The sequence below is a fragment of the Caulobacter segnis genome (genome assembly GCF_023935105.1).
Classification (GTDB): Bacteria; Pseudomonadota; Alphaproteobacteria; order Caulobacterales; family Caulobacteraceae; genus Caulobacter; species Caulobacter segnis_B.
Window position 1 is genome coordinate 1680799 of the sequence record NZ_CP096040.1, and the last position, 18071, is coordinate 1698869.

The 18071-nt window shown below is 68.4% G+C and carries 15 protein-coding genes; 9 read left to right on the forward strand and 6 right to left on the reverse strand.

Annotated features, from left to right (window positions below):
* Positions 1-7 precede the first annotated feature (7 nt).
* The 3 genes from flhB (at position 8) to MZV50_RS08200 (ending at position 4888) form a co-directional block, all read left to right on the forward strand.
* Complete coding sequence (flhB, locus tag MZV50_RS08190; RefSeq protein ID WP_252633917.1) at positions 8-1105, forward strand: flagellar biosynthesis protein FlhB; 1098 nt, start codon at positions 8-10, stop codon at positions 1103-1105.
* Between the two features lie 101 nt (positions 1106-1206).
* Entirely contained in the window at positions 1207-3291 is a 2085-nt protein-coding gene (gene cckA / locus MZV50_RS08195) for a cell cycle histidine kinase CckA (protein ID WP_252633918.1), read from the forward strand.
* A gap of 52 nt (positions 3292-3343) precedes the next feature.
* Positions 3344-4888 (forward strand): DUF5605 domain-containing protein, encoded by a 1545-nt coding sequence (locus tag MZV50_RS08200; protein ID WP_252633919.1) that lies wholly within the window; start codon positions 3344-3346, stop codon positions 4886-4888.
* Here MZV50_RS08200 and MZV50_RS08205 read toward each other — a convergent pair.
* The 3 genes from MZV50_RS08205 to MZV50_RS08215 all read right to left on the reverse strand — a co-directional run bounded on the left by MZV50_RS08205 (position 4885) and on the right by MZV50_RS08215 (position 6308).
* Positions 4885-5403: a DUF4199 domain-containing protein gene (locus tag MZV50_RS08205; protein WP_252633920.1), complete on the reverse strand. Its 519-nt coding sequence runs from the start codon at positions 5401-5403 to the stop codon at positions 4885-4887. The genes MZV50_RS08200 and MZV50_RS08205 overlap by 4 nt on opposite strands.
* 118 nt (positions 5404-5521) lie before the next feature.
* On the reverse strand, positions 5522-5935 hold the full coding sequence (locus tag MZV50_RS08210) for a response regulator transcription factor (protein WP_252633921.1): 414 nt from the start codon (positions 5933-5935) through the stop codon (positions 5522-5524).
* 43 nt (positions 5936-5978) lie between these two features.
* Positions 5979-6308 carry a hypothetical protein gene (locus tag MZV50_RS08215; RefSeq protein ID WP_252633922.1) on the reverse strand — a complete coding sequence of 110 codons (330 nt, stop codon included), beginning with the start codon at positions 6306-6308 and terminating at the stop codon, positions 5979-5981.
* 34 nt (positions 6309-6342) lie between these two features.
* On the opposite strand from MZV50_RS08215, the gene MZV50_RS08220 reads away from it, so the two are divergent.
* Positions 6343-6687 (forward strand): (2Fe-2S) ferredoxin domain-containing protein, encoded by a 345-nt coding sequence (locus MZV50_RS08220; protein ID WP_252633923.1) that lies wholly within the window; start codon positions 6343-6345, stop codon positions 6685-6687.
* Positions 6688-7063: 376 nt separating this feature from the next.
* On the opposite strand, the gene MZV50_RS08225 is transcribed toward MZV50_RS08220, so the two are convergent.
* Positions 7064-7588 (reverse strand): GNAT family N-acetyltransferase, encoded by a 525-nt coding sequence (locus MZV50_RS08225; RefSeq protein ID WP_252633924.1) that lies wholly within the window; start codon positions 7586-7588, stop codon positions 7064-7066.
* A 71-nt stretch (positions 7589-7659) separates the two neighbouring features.
* Between MZV50_RS08225 and MZV50_RS08230 the strand changes: the two genes are divergently transcribed.
* The gene (locus MZV50_RS08230) at positions 7660-8037 is read left to right on the forward strand and encodes a YybH family protein (protein WP_252633925.1); all 378 of its coding nucleotides are present in this window, start codon (positions 7660-7662) and stop codon (positions 8035-8037) included.
* A gap of 210 nt (positions 8038-8247) precedes the next feature.
* Entirely contained in the window at positions 8248-10071 is a 1824-nt protein-coding gene (locus tag MZV50_RS08235; protein ID WP_252633926.1) for a DUF885 domain-containing protein, read from the forward strand.
* A gap of 48 nt (positions 10072-10119) precedes the next feature.
* Here the strand turns inward: MZV50_RS08235 and MZV50_RS08240 are convergent, their stop codons facing one another.
* Positions 10120-11724: a sensor domain-containing phosphodiesterase gene (locus tag MZV50_RS08240; protein ID WP_252633927.1), complete on the reverse strand. Its 1605-nt coding sequence runs from the start codon at positions 11722-11724 to the stop codon at positions 10120-10122.
* A gap of 261 nt (positions 11725-11985) precedes the next feature.
* Here MZV50_RS08240 and recA point away from each other — a divergent pair, with 261 nt between their 5' ends.
* The 3 genes from recA (at position 11986) to MZV50_RS08255 (ending at position 16755) form a co-directional block, all read left to right on the forward strand.
* Entirely contained in the window at positions 11986-13056 is a 1071-nt protein-coding gene (gene recA / locus MZV50_RS08245; protein ID WP_252633928.1) for a recombinase RecA, read from the forward strand.
* Positions 13057-13473: 417 nt separating this feature from the next.
* Entirely contained in the window at positions 13474-16119 is a 2646-nt protein-coding gene (alaS, locus tag MZV50_RS08250) for an alanine--tRNA ligase (protein WP_252633929.1), read from the forward strand.
* A 123-nt stretch (positions 16120-16242) separates the two neighbouring features.
* Complete coding sequence (locus tag MZV50_RS08255) at positions 16243-16755, forward strand: hypothetical protein (RefSeq protein WP_252633930.1); 513 nt, start codon at positions 16243-16245, stop codon at positions 16753-16755.
* A 1-nt stretch (position 16756) separates the two neighbouring features.
* Here the strand turns inward: MZV50_RS08255 and MZV50_RS08260 are convergent, their stop codons facing one another.
* Positions 16757-18064, reverse strand: coding sequence for a PepSY-associated TM helix domain-containing protein (locus MZV50_RS08260; RefSeq protein ID WP_252633931.1), 1308 nt, complete (start codon positions 18062-18064; stop codon positions 16757-16759).
* Positions 18065-18071 lie beyond the last annotated feature (7 nt).

Below are 18071 nucleotides of genomic sequence, written 5' to 3' on the forward strand. Positions count from 1 at the left end.
GCGGGGCATGGCGGACGATACGGATCCCGAGTCGAAAACAGAAGAACCGTCAGCCAAGAAGCTGTCGGACGCCCGCGCCAAGGGCGACGTCGTCAAGTCGGCCGATATCGCGCAGCTGGCCTCGCTGGCCGGGGCCGTGTCGGTGATCCTGATCGCCGGCGGCTGGCTGACGCGCGACCTGATGGCCGCGCTCTATCCGTTCATCGCCCACGCCGGGACGATCGAGCTCAGCAGCGGCGGCGCGATGCTGGTCATGAAGCAGGCGACCCTGGCCGCCCTGCCGCCGCTGGTGCTGGTCATGGTGGTCAGCGCCGCCCTGGGCGTCATCGCCAACGTCGCCCAGACCGGCTTCATGCTGACGCCGGAGAAGATCAAGCCCGACCTCAACAAGCTGGACCTTCTCAAGGGCCTGGGCCGCATCTTCGGCATGGACGGCATGGTCCAGTTCGCCAAGTCGATCGTGAAGATCGGCGTCACGGCGTTCATCGCCTGGATGGTGCTGAAGCCCAATGTCGGCGAGGTCCGCAACCTGGTCGGCCTGGACGTCGCCTCGATCATCCCCGAGGTGCTGAAGCTGTCCAAGAAGCTGCTGATCATGGTGATCATCTTCCTGGTCGCCACCGCCGCCTTCGACTGGTTCTGGCAGCGCATGCGGTTCATGAACCGCATGCGGATGACCCTCCAGGAGGTCAAGGAAGAGTTCAAGCAGTCGGACGGCGACCCGCACATCAAGGGCAAGCGCCGCCAGATCCAGATGCAGCGCTCGCGTCAGCGGATGATGCAGGCCGTGCCCAAGGCGACCGTGGTCGTCATGAACCCGACCCACTACGCCGTGGCGCTGAAGTATGAGCCCGGCGAGACGCCCGCGCCGCTGTGCGTGGCCAAGGGCGTCGACGAGCTGGCCCTGAAGATCCGCGCCGTCGCCGAGGAACACGGCGTCACGGTGCTGGAGGATCCGCCCCTGGCGCGGGCCCTCTACGCCAGCGTCGAGGTCGACGAGGAGATCCCCGTCGAGCACTTCGAGGCCGTCGCCAAGGTCATCAGCTTCGTCATGAACGGCAAGAAGCCGCAGGCCCGCCAACCGGCCCGCGCCCGTCCACTCTGATACAAAACCGCAATAACTGACCTATCGTCTGGGAAAGGCTATTGTTTCTTGGAACATCGGTGAGTCGCAGCCTTGCCGTAACAAAGGTGACCATCCCGCCCATGGCCGATTTTCAGCTTCAGGACAAAGCTTCGACCGGCGCGCCGCGCCGGCGCTTCGATCCGTGGCTGGTGGGCGCGGCGGTATTCTTCGTGGCCGCGGCCGCGTTCTCGGCCGCCCCGGCGCTGAAGGCTGGCCCCACTACCCTGGCGGGGCTGCTGCTGCTGCTGGGCGTGGGAGGCGTGTCGATCCTGGGCCTGGTGGCCATCAAGGGTTCGGGCGCCGCCGCCAGCGACGCTGACCAGGCCGAGGGCTTCATCGACGCCTTGAGCGAGCCGGCCGCCCTGGCCGCCGCCGACGGCCGCCTGCTGGCCGCCAACCCCGCCTGGCGCGAGGTGATGGGCGACCAGCGCCGCCTGCCCAAGGGCGTGGCGGGCTCCAGCCTGTTCGCCGCCCTGGTCCAGGCCCGCAAAGGCCAGATGGCCGAGGGCGTGCTGCGCGCCAGCGGCGTCGACCATACCGCTAAGGTCTCGCGCCTGGCCGGTGGGCGCCTGCTGATCCGCCTGACGCCGATCGCGCCGATCGAACAGGTCGCCGAGTCGTCGATCCCTGCGCCGACGGTCGAGCGCGCCGCGCCGCCGCCGCCGACCTCCCTGGACGCCTTCGCCGGCGCCTCGCCGTTCGGCGCGGCGCTGCTGGATGGGACCGAGCCGTTCAAGTCGCGGATCCTGGAGAACAATCCGGCCCTGACCACCATGACCGGCGCCCAGGTCGGCGGGGTGTTCGGCGACCTGATCGACCCCAACTCGCGCGCCGAGGCCGAGACCCGCCTGAACGAGGGCCGGGCCGGTCCGTTCGAGGTGCGCCTGGCCCGCGACGCCAGCCGCATCGCCCACCTCTATCTCTACCGCGCCGACGGTCGCGTCGTGGCCTACATGATCGACGTGTCCGAGCAGAAGCAGATGGAACTGCAGCTGGCCCAGGCCCAGAAGATGCAGGCCATCGGCCAGTTGGCCGGCGGCGTGGCCCACGACTTCAACAACCTGCTGACCGCCATCCAGCTGCGGCTGGACGAGCTGCTGCACCGCCATCCGGTCGGCGATCCGTCGTACGAGGGCCTGAACGAGATCCGCCAGACGGGCGTGCGCGCCGCCGACCTGGTCCGCAAGCTGCTGGCCTTCTCGCGCAAGCAGACCGTGCAGCGCGAGGTGCTGGACCTGGGCGAGCTGATCAGCGAGTTCGAGGTCCTGCTGCGCCGCCTGCTGCGCGAGGACGTCAAGCTGATCACCGACTACGGCCGCGACCTGCCGCGGGTGCGGGCCGACAAGTCCCAGCTCGAGACGGCGGTCATGAACCTGGCCGTCAACGCCCGCGACGCCGTGCGTGCGGCCAAGGGCGGCGGCGTCGTGCGCATTCGCACCGCCCGCCTGACCCGCGACGAGGCCATCCAGCTGGGCTTTCCGGCCGCCGAGGGCGACACTGCCTTCATCGAGGTCAGCGACGACGGTCCCGGCATCCCGCCCGACGTGATGGGCAAGATCTTCGACCCGTTCTTCACCACCAAGCCGGTGGGCGAGGGCACGGGCTTGGGCCTGGCCACGGTCTACGGCATCGTCAAGCAGAGCGACGGCTGGATCCATGTCCACAGCCGTCCGGGCGAGGGCGCGGCGTTCCGCATCTTCCTGCCGGTGCACGAGCCGTCCACAGCCGCCCTGGTCGCCGCCGAGGCCGCCGCCGCCGAACCGGTCAAGCCGCGCGCCGCCCGCGACCTGTCGGGCGCCGGCCGCATCCTGTTCGTCGAGGACGAGGACGCCGTGCGCAGCGTCGCCGCCCGCCTGCTGCGCGCCCGCGGCTACGAGGTGCTGGAGGCCGCCGACGGCGAGGAGGCCCTGATCATCGCCGAGGAGAACGCCGGCACGATCGACCTCTTGATCTCCGACGTGATCATGCCTGGCATCGACGGCCCCACCTTGCTCAAGAAGGCGCGGGGCTATCTGGGAACCGCGCCGGTGATGTTCATCTCCGGCTACGCCGAGGCCGAGTTCAGCGACCTGCTGGAAGGCGAGACGGGCGTGACCTTCCTGCCCAAGCCGATCGACATCAAGACCCTGGCAGAGCGGGTCAAGCAGCAGTTGCAGGCGGCTTGATCCTGATCCTCCCTCGCTTGGGGGAGGATCATGAATCGTGCCTACTGCGGCCATGCGTTCGCTTTCCCTGACCCGCCGCGCCGCCACCGGCTTCGGCCTCGCCGCGCTCGCCGCGCCGGCCATCGCCGCCGGTCCGACCGTCCCGCGCTGGGGCGTGCACGAGATCACGCTGAAGGCGGCCGTCCCGGGCAATCCGTTCGACGTCGCCCTGACCGCGACCTTCACCGACGGCAGAACGACGCTGAAGGTCCGGGGCTTCCATGACGGGGAGGGGATCTGGCGCCTCCGCTTCAGCCCGCCCCGCGAAGGCGTCTGGCGCTGGCGCACGACCAGCCCGGTCAGGGCGCTGAACGGCCAGGCCGGAACGGTGAGCGCGACGGCGCCGCGCCTCGGCGACCACGGCCCGCTCCACGTCGCCGGCGGCTACCACTTGGCCCACGCCGACGGGACGCCCTTCCGCCAGGTCGGCACCACCGCCTATGCCTGGGCCCAGCAGAGCGACGCGTTGTGCGACCAGACCCTGGCCACGCTGCGGGCTTCGCCGTTCAACAAGGTGCGGATGTGCGTCTTCCCGAACGTGGCCGCCGAGCCGATCTTCCCCTTCGAGAAAGCCGGCGAGGGCTGGGACTATGACCGTCTGAACCCGGCCTATTTCCGTCGGCTGGAAGACCGTGCCCGACGGCTGGGCGATCTCGGGATCCAGGCCGACCTGATCCTGTTCCATCCGTATGACGGCAAGACCGGCTGGCACGCCATGACGCCGGCCCGCGACGACCGCTACGTCCGCTACATGGTCGCCCGCTTCGCGGCCTTCTCGAACGTCTGGTGGTCGCTGGCCAACGAGTGGGATCTGGTCAAGGCCAAGTCGGTCGCCGACTTCGAGCGCCTGGGCCAGCTAGTCAGGGCCGAGGACCCTTACGGCCGTCTCTGCTCCATCCACAACTGGCGCGAACTCTACGACAATGGCCGCCCGTGGATCAGCCACGCCAGCATCCAAAACGGCGCGGCGGTCATGGACGACACCCGAGCCGAGCTGCTGCGCAGCGTCTGGAAGAAGCCGGTGATCTATGACGAGGTCCGCTACGAGGGCGACATCGACAAGCGTTGGGGCGACCTGACGCCCCAGGGCATGGTCGAGCGCTTCTGGCACGGCCTGGTCGCCGGGACCTATGTCGGTCACGGCGAGATCTATAAGGGCGACGACGGCTGGACGGCCAAGGGCGGCCGGCTGCATGGCGAAAGCACGCCGCGCCTGGCGTTCCTGAAGTCGGTGATGGACGCCGGCCCGACGCCCGGCTTCGAGCCGATCGACAAGTGGTGGGACCAGCACCTGGGTGGCCAGCTCGGGAGCTATTACCTGCGCTATTTCGGCGAGACGGCCCCGACCGAATGGACGCTGGCTTTGCCCAAGGAAGAACTGAAGGGCGGCGAGCGCTTCAAGGTCGATGTGCTGGACAGCTGGAGCATGACCATCACGCCGGTCGATGGCGAGTTCGTCATGGCCAGGAAGGACGCCTACTTCATGCATGACCCGAACCGGCCGGCCGTGGCGCTGCCGGGCCGGCCGTGGATGGCGGTGCGGGTGACGCGGGTCTAGGTCCGCGCCGGCAGGAAGCGCGGATTGCGCAGCAGCGCCGCGCTGACCAGGGCGACCAGCGCGCCGACCGGGAAGATCTCCGTGAACGTCATCGGCATCCGATACAGCGGATTGGCGTAGTTGCGCTTCATCTGAGCGGTCTCGGCGACCAGCTTGTCCCAGGCCGCGCCGGACAGGCCCTCGGCCTTCTTGGCGGCCAATATGCTGGCCGTGTAGTCGTCCATGAAGCGGTAGTGGGTGAGCGCCAGATAGGCCTCCCAGATCGCCACATAGGCCACCCCGGCCACGACGGCGACGCCTAGGCCGATCAGCAGGGCGGGCCAGAACCTGATCACCCCGCCCAGGGTCCGGTCACGGTGCGACTTGATCGCCAGCAGGATCGCCGACAACCCCACCAGCATGATCAGATAGCCCAGCCACAGGCTGTGCTGGGCCGACAGCACGATCGTGCTGATCATGCCCAGGATGATGATCGTCCCCGAGACGAGGCCGTAGGTCAGTATGGTGCGCGACATCGGATTTCCCTCCTCAGCGTCGCCCTCAGTGCGACGCGTCCCGACGCTGCCTGTCCGGCGCGCCGGGCGGTATCACCCGAACGGGTGAATTCGATCGTCCGCGGCGTCCGGCGACGGATTAAGGGATCAGCGCCAGCGCGCGCGCCTTGCCGACCGCCTGGGTTCGCCGACTGACCTCCAGCTTGCCGTAGAGATTGCCGACATGGGTCTTGACGGTATTGGGCGACAGGCCCAGGTCGCGGGCGATCTCCTTGTTGGAGCGACCGGCCGCCAGGCGCTCCAGCACCTTCACCTCCTGGCCGGTCAGGCCCAGCGAGGCGAGGGCGGCGTCGTTGCGGGCGAAGGTCTCGGGCCGCGCGCGCGCGGCCAGCCTCCAGCCGAGCCAGACGCCGCCGGCCGCGAAGACCAGGCCGATCAATCCGACATAGACCTGCCAGGAAAAGGCGCGGACCAGGAACCGGTACTCCAGCCATTGCAGCGCGAAGGCGCCGAGGGCCAGCACCAGCGCCCAGAGGAGGACGGTGCGGATCATGGCCGCGAGGGTGCGCGATCGCGCGGCGGCGTCAATGGGGCCTCTAGCCGAGACGGGCCTTGGCTTCGGGCGGGGCGACCTGGTCGAACAGGATCTTCAGATGCTGATCCTTGGCGTGGTCGTTGTGCAGCTCCCACGACAGCGAGACCGGCAGGCGCAGGCGGCCGCCGTCGGGCAGGCGCGCGACCAGCACCCGCCAGGAAAAGCCCTCGCCGGGATCGCCCAGCGGATCCTTGAACTCGACCAGCGCCGGGTCGCGCAGGCGGAAGCGCCGCTCGGGATGGGCTTCGAACCAGGCGCGGTCGGCCTCGGCGGTGGGATCGCCGACCAGCTTGTTCTTCGAAACGGTCTTGGCGGTGACTTTGCGAACCATGGCGTCGTCCTAGCACCGTTCCCATCTTCAGGTCATGAGCGATCCCCTTGAAAGCAGGCCGATCAAGCGCGTGAAGGCCGACTGGCGCGAGGTGGTGCTGGTGTGCCGCAAGTGCTCGAAGAAGCTGAAGGGCGGTTTTGGCGCTGATGGCGACCAGACGCTGGCCAAGGCCTTGCGCAAGGCGCTCGGCGTCAAGGGCACGGGCCGCAAGACGCCAAACCGCAAGGCCAGCGCCGCGGTGATCGAGGTCGATTGCCTGGACGTCTGCCCCAAGGGCGCGGTCGTGGTGGTGCGAGCCTCGGCGCCGGGCGAGTGGGTGGTGACGCCGCGCGGAACGCCGGTGGCGGCGGTGTTGGCGCGGCTGGAGCTGGGCGAGTAGCGACGTTCCAGGACCAGCGCCGCATGCCCCCACCTGACCACGCTCTGCGTGGTCGTCCGCCCCCAAAGGGGGCGGAAGGTGATCCGTCTTCCCCCTCCGGGGAGGAGCGCCGCAGGCGCGGAGGGGGCGAGAAGACGAGGGGGCGGCCAGCCAAACCAACGCGTGTCATCCCGGCCGAAGCGCAGCGTAGAGCCGGGACCCAGGGGCGGGCGGCACAGCGTTCACGCCCCCCATCCTCACGGCCAAGAACAGCCTGGCGGAGCGGACGTCCGAGCCGAAACGCAAAACAACACTCACGGTCTCCGGGTTCGCCCGGCCGCTCCGTCGCCTCCCCAGCAACCTTCAGCGGTTTCCGCGTGAAGCCGAGATGTCGTGTCTATCGCCGCCGCCGTTCCATCACCACGATCGGCGAGCCCTTGTAGGTCGCGTGGGTCTTGATCACGAAGCCCATCTTGGCCGCCAGGGCCAGGGAGGCGGCGTTTTCGACGTCGATGATGCAGGGCACGACCTCGGGCGCCAGGGCCTGGTCGATCCAGGCCAGGCCCGCGCCGACGGCCTCGGTCCCGAAGCCCTGACCGTGCGACCAGGCCGCCAGCACCCAGCCCATTTCCGGCAGGCCGTAGAGGCTGGGCTCGAGCTCGCGACGCAGGTCGGCGAAGCCCACCTCGCCGACATAGCGGCCGGTGGCGGTCTCGCGCACCGCCCAATAGCCGAAGCCCAGCAGGTCCCACAGGCCGCGCGCCCGCATCAGGCGGGTCCAGCTTTCCTCCTCGGTGAAGGCGCGGCCGCCGACATGCTTGACGACCAGCGGGTCGGCCCACATGGTCATGCTGTCCCCGAAGTCCGACAGCCGGGGCGGCGACAGGGTGAGGCGGGCGGTGGTCAGGGTCGGGGCGATCATGACGACTCGGGTTTGCGGAGACGGCGCGCCGCAAGCTACACCGGCTGGCCCAACAGAAAAGCCGCGCCGCCATGACCACGCCCGAAGACGCCATCGCCGCTCGCCGCAAGCTGACCAACAAGCTGATCGCGGCCAAGGACGCCGCGCGCCTGAGGCCGTTCTTCGATCCGCGCATGACCCTGATCGCCGGCGACGGCTCGCTGCTGCTGGGGGCCGAGGACGTGCTGGCCGCCTTCGCCAGCCAGTTCGCCGATAGGGGCTTCGTGGCCTATGTCCGCACGACCGAGGACATCCGCGTGAACGCCGAGGGGACCCGCGCCGCCGAGCGTGGGCGCTGGGTGGGATCCTGGAAGGACGCGGCCGAGCAGTCGGGGACCTATCTGGCCACCTGGAAGAAGGTCACCGGCCAGTGGGTGATCGAGAACGAGCTCTATGTGACCCTGGCTTGAGTGGCTTGAGCGCAATCATGGCTGGATTTCGCTGCATGACTCGGAATTAATTTCGCCAAAGCTGGGCGCTAGGCGTACGCCTTCGCCCTCCAATCCGGCTCCCCGAAGCAAGATCGCTTCGCGAGCCTTGCTTCAGAAACGAATATTTTGAGCGTGACTGTCGCCGAAACCGCTCACACTTTCGGCTGTCACGCTCAAGGAGGGAAAGCCTTGCTCAATCGTCGTCATATGATGTTCGCCACCGCCGCCGCGGGCTTCGCGGCCACGGGCGGCCTGCCGTCGCTCGCCCTGGCCCGCGAGGGCGAGGTCGCCAAGCTGAACGCCTTGTTCGACGACATGATGGCCAAGCAGCTGCGCCAGTCGCCGGAGACGGCCACCGGCCTGGGTCTGGACACCGGCGACCTGGCCTGGACCAAGGGCCTGCTCAGCGACCGCTCGTTCGCCGCCATCAAGGCCGGCGCGGCCCAGACGTCCGAGCAGCTGGCCGCCCTGCGCGGCATCGATCGCCGCGCGCTCAAGGGCATGGACGCGGTCAATTACGACACCGTCGAGTTCGTCCTGTCGGTGCAGGACGAGGGCAACAAGAAGTTCAGCTATGGCGGCGGCGGTTCGGGCGCGCCCTACGTCCTCAGCCAGCTGACCGGCAGCTACCAGTACATGCCCGACTTCCTGGACACCCAGCACAGCATCGAGACCAAGGCCGACGCCGACGCCTATCTGGCGCGGATGGAGGGTTTCGCCCGCCTGATGGATCAGGAAAGCGCCATCGCCAGGCAGGACTACGCCGACGGCGTGATCCCGCCGGACTTCATCATCGACAAGGCCCTGATCCAGATGAAGGCCTTCGCCGGCACGCCGACGGCCGACGCGCCGCTGGTGAAGTCGATCGCCCGCCGGACCAAGGAAAAGAACATCGCCGGCGACTGGGCGGCCGAAGCCTCCAAGGTCTACGAGAACTCGGTGCTGCCGGCCCTGAAGCGCCAGATCGCCCTGCTGGAAAGCGTTCGCGCCCAGGCCACGCACGACGCGGGCTGCTGGCGGCTGAAGGACGGCGGCGACTACTACGCCGTGTCGCTGAAGAACTACACGACCTCGGACCTCAAGCCCGATGAGATCCACCAGCTGGGCCTGGACCTGGTGAAGTCGATCTCAGCCGAGGCCGACAAGCTGTTCAAGAGCATCGGCATGACCAAGGGCAGCGTCGGTGACCGCATGCGCGAGCTGGGCAAGGACATCTACGAGAACACCGACGCGGCCAAGGAACAGCTGATCAAGGACCTGAACGTCAAGGCGGCTTGGATCCAGAAGCAGCTGCCGGCCTATTTCGGCGCCCTGCCCAAGGCCCCGCTGGAGATCCGCCGCGTGCCCAAGGCCATCGAGGCCGGCGCGCCGGGCGGCTACTACAATTCGCCCTCGCTGGATGGCAAGCGCCCGGGGATCTACTGGATCAACCTGCGTGACACGGCCGAGCAGGCCAAGTTCACCCTGACCACCCTGACGGTGCACGAGGGCGTCCCGGGCCACCACCTGCAGCTGTCGATCTCGAACGAGGCCAAGGGCCTGCCGCTGATCCGCAAGGTCGTCGGCTTCTCCGGCTATATCGAGGGCTGGGCGCTCTACGCCGAGCAACTGGCCGTCGAGATGGGCATCTACAAGACCGACCCGCGCGGTCATATCGGCATGCTGCACGACGCCCTGTTCCGCGCCGTGCGCCTGGTGGTCGACACCGGTATGCACGCCAAGAAGTGGAGCCGCGAACAGGCCGTGAAGTACATGGCCGAGACCATGGGCGACGAGGAAAGCGGCTCGATCACCGAGATCGAACGCTACGTCGTGTGGCCGGGCCAGGCCTGCAGCTACATGATCGGCAAGATCACCTGGCTGCGGGCCCGCGCCAAGGCCCAGAAGGCCCTGGGCAAGAAGTTCGACATCCGCGAGTTCCACGACGCGGGCCTGCTCTCGGGCGCCACCCCGCTGACCACCCTGGAACGGGTGATCGACGACTACATCGTCAGCAAGGGCGGCAAAGCCTGAGGCTGATGGATTTCTCCTCCCCCGCGATGCGGGGGAGGAGATTTCAGTCTAACCCCAGCTGTCCGACGCGCCGGCCCGGCGCGCCACGGCCTTGATCGGGGCGCTGGGCCGCAGGGCGGGCATCGGCTTGTCGGCCGGCTTGCCGTAGAGCCAGCCCTGGGCGAAGTCGACGCCCGCCTGGCGGACGATCTCCTCGACTTCGAGGGTCTCGACCATCTCGGCCACGGTGCGGATCTTGAGGTCGCGGCACAGCTCGACCAGCCGCCGCACCAGGGCCCCGTCGCGGCCGTTGTCGGCCAGCTCGCGGACATAGCGGCCGTCGATCTTCACGATGTCCAGCTGCAGCTGCTGCAGGTAGGCGAACGAGGACGAGCCCGCGCCGAAGTCGTCCAGGCAGACCAGCGAGCCCATGCCCCGCAGGCTCTGGATGTGCTGGTTGGCGGCGGTCAGGTTGTCGATCGCGCAGGTCTCGGTGATCTCGAAGATCAGCCGGCCCTTGGCCTCATCGTACTTGGCCAGCAGGCGGCCGACGTGGTCGACGAAGGTCTCGTTGCCGATCGTGCGGCCCGAGACATTGACCGCCAGCCGCAGCTTGCGCTCGTGATCGTTGGCCAGCTTCTTGACCACCTGCTCGACGATGGCGTGGTCCAGTTCCTCGATCAGGTCGAATTCCTCGGCCAGGCGGATCATGGCGAACGGGCTGCCGCCGCCCTCGAAGCGCACGAGGGCCTCGTGATGGTGCGCCAGGCCCGTGGCCAGCGAGACCACCGGCTGGAACGCCAGGGTGAAGCGCCGCTGGCTGACGGCCGCGCCCAGGGCGCCGGCGCGGGCCAGGGTGCGCTTGACCGATCGGTTCATCGCTTCGGCCAGCGTCGTTGGCGCCTCGTCCTTCAGGCCCTCGCGCAGGAAGTCGTCGAGGGCGTAGCGCAGAGCCCGCATGGCGCGCGACCCGCCGCCGGACTCCAGCGGCACGACATGGGCGCTGACGTCGGCGCTGACCATCCTAGTCAGGCGCTTGACCATGTTCTCGGGCCGGTCGTCGCGCTGGCGCAGCAGGGCGAAGCGTTCGGGCGACAGCCGGGTCGCGGCCGAACCACCGTGCGACTCGGCGCGGACGGCGCTGGCGACGCGGACGTCCAGGGCGGCGACCTCGCTGGGCGCCAGGCTCTCGCGCAGGGCGCCGAGACCCGCGAACTCGACCATGGCCAACTCCAGCTCAAGGCCGGTGACGCGCGCGGCCTCGAACAGGCCTTGGGCGATGTCGTCGAACGACTCGCGGGGCTGCAGGCTGTCGGCGGTCAGCGGCGGGCCGGCGGACTGGGCGGCGGTGGCGGCGCACGAGACGCGGCCTTCGTTCTCCGGCAGGGCGCGCAGGATCACGCGAACGCAGCGATCCTCCTCCCCGTTCAGGCGCAGCACGACGGGGCCGCGCCGCGCGCCGTCGTCGGCGCAGTTGAGCATGGCGTCCATCAGCGGGCGGTCGTCGGGATGGAACAGTTCGCTCCAAGCCTGACCCATCAGACCGACCTCGGACTTGCCCATGACCTTCTGCGCCGCGCCCAGCGCCAGGCGCACGCGGCCGCTCTGCAGCTCCACGAGCAGGTCGGCGCTGGCGAAAGCCAGGCCCAGAAGGCGACGTGGATCGATCGACAAGACGGCAATCCTCCAGGATGCGCGGAGCTTGCATCACTTGGCTTAAGGAGCTGTTGCGCTCGGATGTTCCGGCGTCTCCGCTTCTGGCCTCCACGCACCGCGTTCGCCCTACGACAGAAACGGACGTTCCTTAGGTTGAGAACATCTTGCGAACATGGAACAAAGCATGTACGCATTAAACATGTTCCACAGGTCGTTGGGACGCGGCGCGGGAAGCGCCGATCGGACGATCGGAATCATGGGATAGAGGGCGGACCAACAATGACCAGTCAGGCGGCTTTGAAACTCGTGGGCAAGGAAGAAGGCGACAAGCAACGCGCGCTAGAGGCGGCTCTCGCCCAGATCGACCGCGCGTTCGGCAAGGGCTCGGTGATGAAGCTGGGCGAGAAGGGCAAGGTCGAGATCGAGTCGGTCTCCACCGGTTCGCTCGGTCTGGATATCGCCCTGGGCATCGGCGGCCTGCCCAAGGGCCGGATCATCGAGGTCTACGGTCCGGAAAGCTCGGGCAAGACCACCCTGGCCCTCCACGTGGTGGCTGAGGTTCAGAAGGCCGGTGGCACCGCCGCCTTCGTCGACGCCGAGCACGCGCTGGATCCGGGTTACGCCCACAAGCTGGGCGTGAATCTCGACAACCTGCTGGTCTCGCAGCCCGACAACGGCGAACAGGCCCTGGAGATCACCGACACCCTGGTGCGTTCGGGCGCTGTCGACATCGTCGTGATCGACTCGGTCGCGGCCCTGACTCCGAAGGCCGAAATCGAAGGCGAGATGGGCGATAGCCTGCCGGGCCTTCAAGCTCGCCTGATGAGCCAGGCGCTGCGCAAGCTGACCGGTTCGATCAACAAGGCCAACACCATTGTCATCTTCATCAACCAGATCCGTCACAAGATCGGGGTGATGTACGGCAGCCCGGAAACGACCACGGGCGGCAACGCGCTGAAATTCTACGCGTCGGTGCGCCTGGACATCCGCCGTACCGGGTCGGTCAAGGTCCGCGACGAGATCATCGGCAACAACGTCCGGGTCAAGGTGGTCAAGAACAAGGTGGCCCCGCCGTTCCGCGAGGTCGAGTTCGACATCATGTACGGCGAGGGTATTTCCAAGCTGGGCGAAGTCATCGACCTGGGCGTCAAGGCCGGGATCATCGACAAGGCTGGCTCGTGGTTCTCGTACGGCAGCCAGCGTATCGGCCAGGGCCGCGACAATGTCCGCGAGTTCCTGAAGACCAACCCCGACGTGGCCGCCGACATCGAAAAGGCCGTCCGCAAGTCGTCGCAGAAGATCGAGGAAGAGCTCCTGGTCGGCGGTCCCGAGGATGGCGAGGAGGAATAGCCTCCTCGCAAGGTTTCGCGGCCCTCGCCCAGCTCCGGGCGTTCCCCGCCTTCAACACGCCCGCGGCCGGACCGCCGCGGGGGCCGCGATTTCAGGCCGCCTGGACCCCATGCCAGGCGGCCTATTTCTTTGGATCCTCCCCTGTGAAACGGGAGAGGTGATCCGGAGGGCCGGAGGGAGCTAGCAAGTATCCGTCCGGCTTGCCCCTCAGCGCGGAGTTTATCCTCGAGCCGACCTTCGGTCGGTCCTGGGGGGCGACAAGCCCCTCGCATCGCGTGGGAGCATCTCCAGCCTCCGACCTCGCTCTTTTCAGCCCCATCCCGGGTCCCCATCTTCGAGTCGGTTTCCCCTTCGCGAAAAACCGCGCTATGAGCGCCCGACTCCGGCCGCTCGCCGGCGCCTAGACTTGAGACGCTCATGCCCAGCTTGAACGAGATCCGCAGCACCTTCCTCGACTACTTCGGCAAGGCCGATCACGCCGTCGTGCCGTCCGCGCCGCTGGTGCCGCAGAACGATCCGACCCTGCTGTTCGTCAATGCCGGCATGGTGCCGTTCAAGAACGTGTTCACCGGCGCCGAGACCCCGGCCCATCCGCGCGCGGCCAGCTCGCAAAAGTGCGTCCGCGCCGGCGGCAAGCACAACGACCTGGACAATGTCGGCTACACCGCCCGCCACCACACCTTCTTCGAGATGCTGGGTAACTTCTCGTTCGGCGACTACTTCAAGGAACAGGCGATCCACCACGCCTGGACCCTGCTGACCAGCGAGTTCAAGCTGCCCAAGGAAAAGCTGCTTGTCACGGTGTACCACACCGACGACGAGGCGGCCGACCTCTGGAAGAAGATCGCCGGCCTCTCCGACGAACGCATCATCCGCATCCCGACCAGCGACAATTTCTGGTCCATGGGCGACACCGGCCCGTGCGGCCCGTGCTCGGAAATCTTCTACGACCACGGCGAAGGCATTCCCGGCGGCCCTCCCGGCAGCCCCGATGAGGACGGCGACCGCTTCATCGAGATCTGGAACCTCGTCTTCATGCAGTTCGAGCAGCTGGCCGGCGGCGAGCGCGTCTCGCTACCCAAGCCCTCGATCGACACCGGCATGGGCCTGGAGCGGGTCGCGGCCGTGCTGCAGGGCGTGCACAACAACTACGACGTCGACCTGTTCAAGGCGCTGATCGCCGCGTCGGTCGAGCTGACCGGGGTGAAGGCCGAGGGCGACCAGGCCCCGTCGCACCGCGTCATCGCCGACCACCTGCGCTCGAGCTCGTTCCTGCTGGCCGACGGCGTCACGCCGTCGAACGAAGGTCGCGGCTACGTCCTGCGCCGCATCATGCGCCGCGCCATGCGCCACGCCTACCTGCTGGGCGCCAACGAGCCCCTGATACACCGCCTGGCCCCGACCCTGGTCGCCGAGATGGGCCAGGCCTATCCGGAGCTGCGCCGCGCCGAGGCTTCGATTGTCGAGACCCTGCGTCAGGAGGAAGAGCGCTTCCGCGTCACCCTGGGCCGCGGCATGGGCCTGCTGGACGAGGCCACCGCCAACCTGACGAGCGGCGGCGTGCTGGACGGCGAGACCGCCTTCAAGCTCTACGACACCTACGGCTTCCCGCTGGACCTGACTCAGGACGCCGTCCGCGCCAAGGGTCTGACCGTCGACACCGACGCCTTCGACGCGGCCATGGAAAAGCAGCGCCAGATGGCGCGCGCCAACTGGGCCGGCTCAGGCCAGCAGGCCGGCGCGGCCGCTTGGTTCGCGATCAAGGAAAAGGCCGGCGCCACCGACTTCGTCGGCTACGAGACCACCGAGACCACCGGCGTGGTCAAGGCGATCGTCGTCGACGGCGCCGAGGTCGAGAGCGCCACGGGCGGGACGACCGTCGAGGTGCTGCTGGATCGCACCAGCTTCTACGCCGAGAGCGGCGGTCAGGCCGGCGACACCGGCGTGCTCGAAGCCAACGGCCGCGAGAACCGCGTCGTCGACACCCAGAAGCAGGCCGGCGAACTCTATGTCCATCGCGTCGAGCTGTCGGGCGAGCTGAAGGTCGGCGACCAGGTCGTGGCCTCGGTCGACGCCGAGCGCCGCCATACCACCCGCTCCAACCACTCGGCCGCGCACCTGGTGCACGCCGCCCTGCACCACGTGCTGGGCCCGCATGTCGCCCAGAAGGGCCAGATGGTCGACGGCGAGCGCATGCGCTTCGACTTCAGCCATGGCGGCCCGCTGACGGCCGAGGAACTCGATAAGATCGAGGCCGAGGTCAACGCGGTCATCCGTCAGAACGTCCCGGCCGAGACCAAGGAGATGGCCCCGCAGGAGGCTATCGAGGCTGGCGCCGTCGCCCTGTTCGGCGAGAAGTACGGTGACAGCGTCCGCGTGCTGACCCTGGGCAAGTCGCTGAGCGACGAGGCCAAGGCCTATTCGGTCGAGCTGTGCGGCGGCACCCACGTGGCCCGCACCGGCGACATCGCCCTGTTCAAGATCGTCTCGGAGCAGGGCGTCGCCGCCGGCGTGCGCCGCATCGAGGCCCTGACCGGCGAGGCGGCTCGCCGCTTCCTGCTGGACCAGGCGGGCGTGGCCAAGTCGCTGGCCGATCAGTTCAAGACTCCGGTCGCCGAAGTGGGCGCCCGCGTCGACGCCCTGATCGCCGACCGCAAGCGCCTCGAGAAGGAACTGGCCGACGCCAAGAAGCAGCTGGCCCTGGGTGGCGGCGGCGGCGCGGCGGCCGGTCCCGAGGATGTCAACGGAACGGCCCTGATCGCCCGCGTCCTGGACGGCGTCGGCGGCAAGGAGCTGCGCGGCGTCGCCGAGGAGTTCAAGAAGCAGCTGACCTCGGGCGTCGTCGCCCTGGTTGGCACCTCTGACGGCAAGGCCGCCGTCACCGTGGCCGTGACCGCCGACCTGACCGGCAAGTTCAGCGCCGCCGACCTGGCCAAGGCCGCCGTGATCGCCATGGGCGGCCAGGGCGCCGGCGGCAAGGCCGACTTCGCCCAGGGCGGCGCTCCGGATGACAGCAAGGCCCAGGAAGGCCTCGCGGCCGTCAAGGCGGCCCTCGCGGGCTGATCGGCTAGCCGCTGACGAAGAGACGAGGGGGCGTCGAAAGGCGTCCCCTTTTTCGTGTCCGCTTGACGGCGTCGCGGCTTCCAGCTCAATTGAATTACGAATGTAGTTCTTGCGGAGGGGCGCATGTTGCGGAAGGGCCTGATGTTCGCCGGTCTGCTGCTGGCGCTGGCCGGTTGCGACCAGAAGTCCGGACAAGCGGATGCGCCGAGGCATTTCACGCCGCCCGCGCTGTGGCGGGTCGAGGTCGTGGAGGATTCCGGCGGCCAGACCGGCGTGGTCCAGGTCTGCGCCAATCCCGAGCTGATCAGTTCGTTCACCCGCGTCGAGCCTCGGGTGAACGGCCAGCCGTGTCAGACCTACGGCAAGGTCGCCAAGGACGACGCCGACGAACACATCGAGCGCTGCGCGGCGGGGGGCTTACGCTACGGGCTGTACGTCACGACGCAACGCCGGAGCGCGGACGACTTCACGGTCCGTTTCGCCCTGCAGCCGCTGCAGGCCGCCGGCGGCAAGGTGGTCCAGGCCCGCCGCTACCAGCGGATCGGTGACTGCCCCTCGGGCTGGAAAGCCGGCGACCAAGGCAAGCCCGGCGGCGCGCCGACGTCGAGCCTGCTGAGCGGGCAGGGACCCGGCTGAGCTAGTCCTTCGCCCGACGCGCCACCCGCGCCTTGCGCTTCTTCCACCAGATCACCACGCCGGTGACGCTGAGCGCGGCGACGACCAGGCCGGTGAACGAGATCAGGATCCGCCCCGGCAGGCCCAGGATGCGGCCCGAGTGCAGCGGGAACTGCGCCTGGACGAAGATGTCGGCGGCCGTGCCCACCCAGGGCAGGCGCTCACCCGCCGGCAGGCCGGTCGTGCTGTCGTAATAGAGATAGGGCGTACCGACGCCGGCCGCGCCGTGGTCGCCGCCGGGCTGGTGGAAGGTGACGCCATAGACGCCGTAGCCCGGCGCGTAGAAGGCGCCGCCGACCGGATCGGTCCAGCCACGCCTCCTGGCTTCCGTCTCGGCCGTGGCGATGACCTCGGCATAGGTCTTCCTGGCGACGATCGGCTGGTCCAGCGGCGCGGGCGCGCGCAGCTCGAACGGACCGGGCGTGGTCTTCGAGACCTTGGACAGCACCGGATAGAACACCTCGGTATAGAGGTTCAGCGAGAAGGCCGTGAAGGCGACGGTGAACAGGACGCCCCACAGCCACAGGCTGAAGGCCCGGTGGATGTCGAAATTGATCCGGTAGGCGCTGGCCTTGGTCTTGATCTGCCAGGCCGGCTTCCAGCGGCTCCAGAAGCTGTTGCCGCTCTTGCCATTCTTCCCCTTTTGGGCCGAGGCGCGCGAGGGCAGGGTCAGGTAGGCGCCGGCGAAGCAGTCGATCGTCCACAGCACGGCGATCACCCCCATCAGCCAGACGCCCCAGCGGTCGACGCCCCACAGGGCCGGGATGTGCAGGCTGTAGTGCAGCACATAGAGGAAGGAGACGAAGGTCTCGGTCGTGATCGGCCAGGCCGCGCCCCATTCGCGCCGCCCCAGTTCCTCGCCCGTCGCCGGGTCGAGGAAGATCTGGTTGTAGCCGGGCGTGAACAGCTTGCCCGTGGCGGGGTCCTGCCTGGGGCTGACGCCGAAGGCGTAGGCTTCGCCCGGTTCGGGAGCCAGGGGGACGAAGGTGACCTGGACGCGCGGGTCGCGGGCCTCGATAACCTTGGCCAGTTCCAACGGCGCCTTGGAGGGGCCTTCGGCGCGGGCGTGCATCAGGTGCGGATTGAGGATGTCGTCCAGCTCGTGGTCCCACGAGATGACCGCGCCGGTGACGCCCGAGATGAACAGGAAGCCGGCCATGACCAGGCCGACCCAGCGGTGCCAGAAGCCGATGATCGGGCGCATCGGCGGCAGGCGGAATGTTCGGTTCTCGGTCTTCCGGGCGATGGCGGGGGGCGTGCGGGCGTCCATCTCTTGG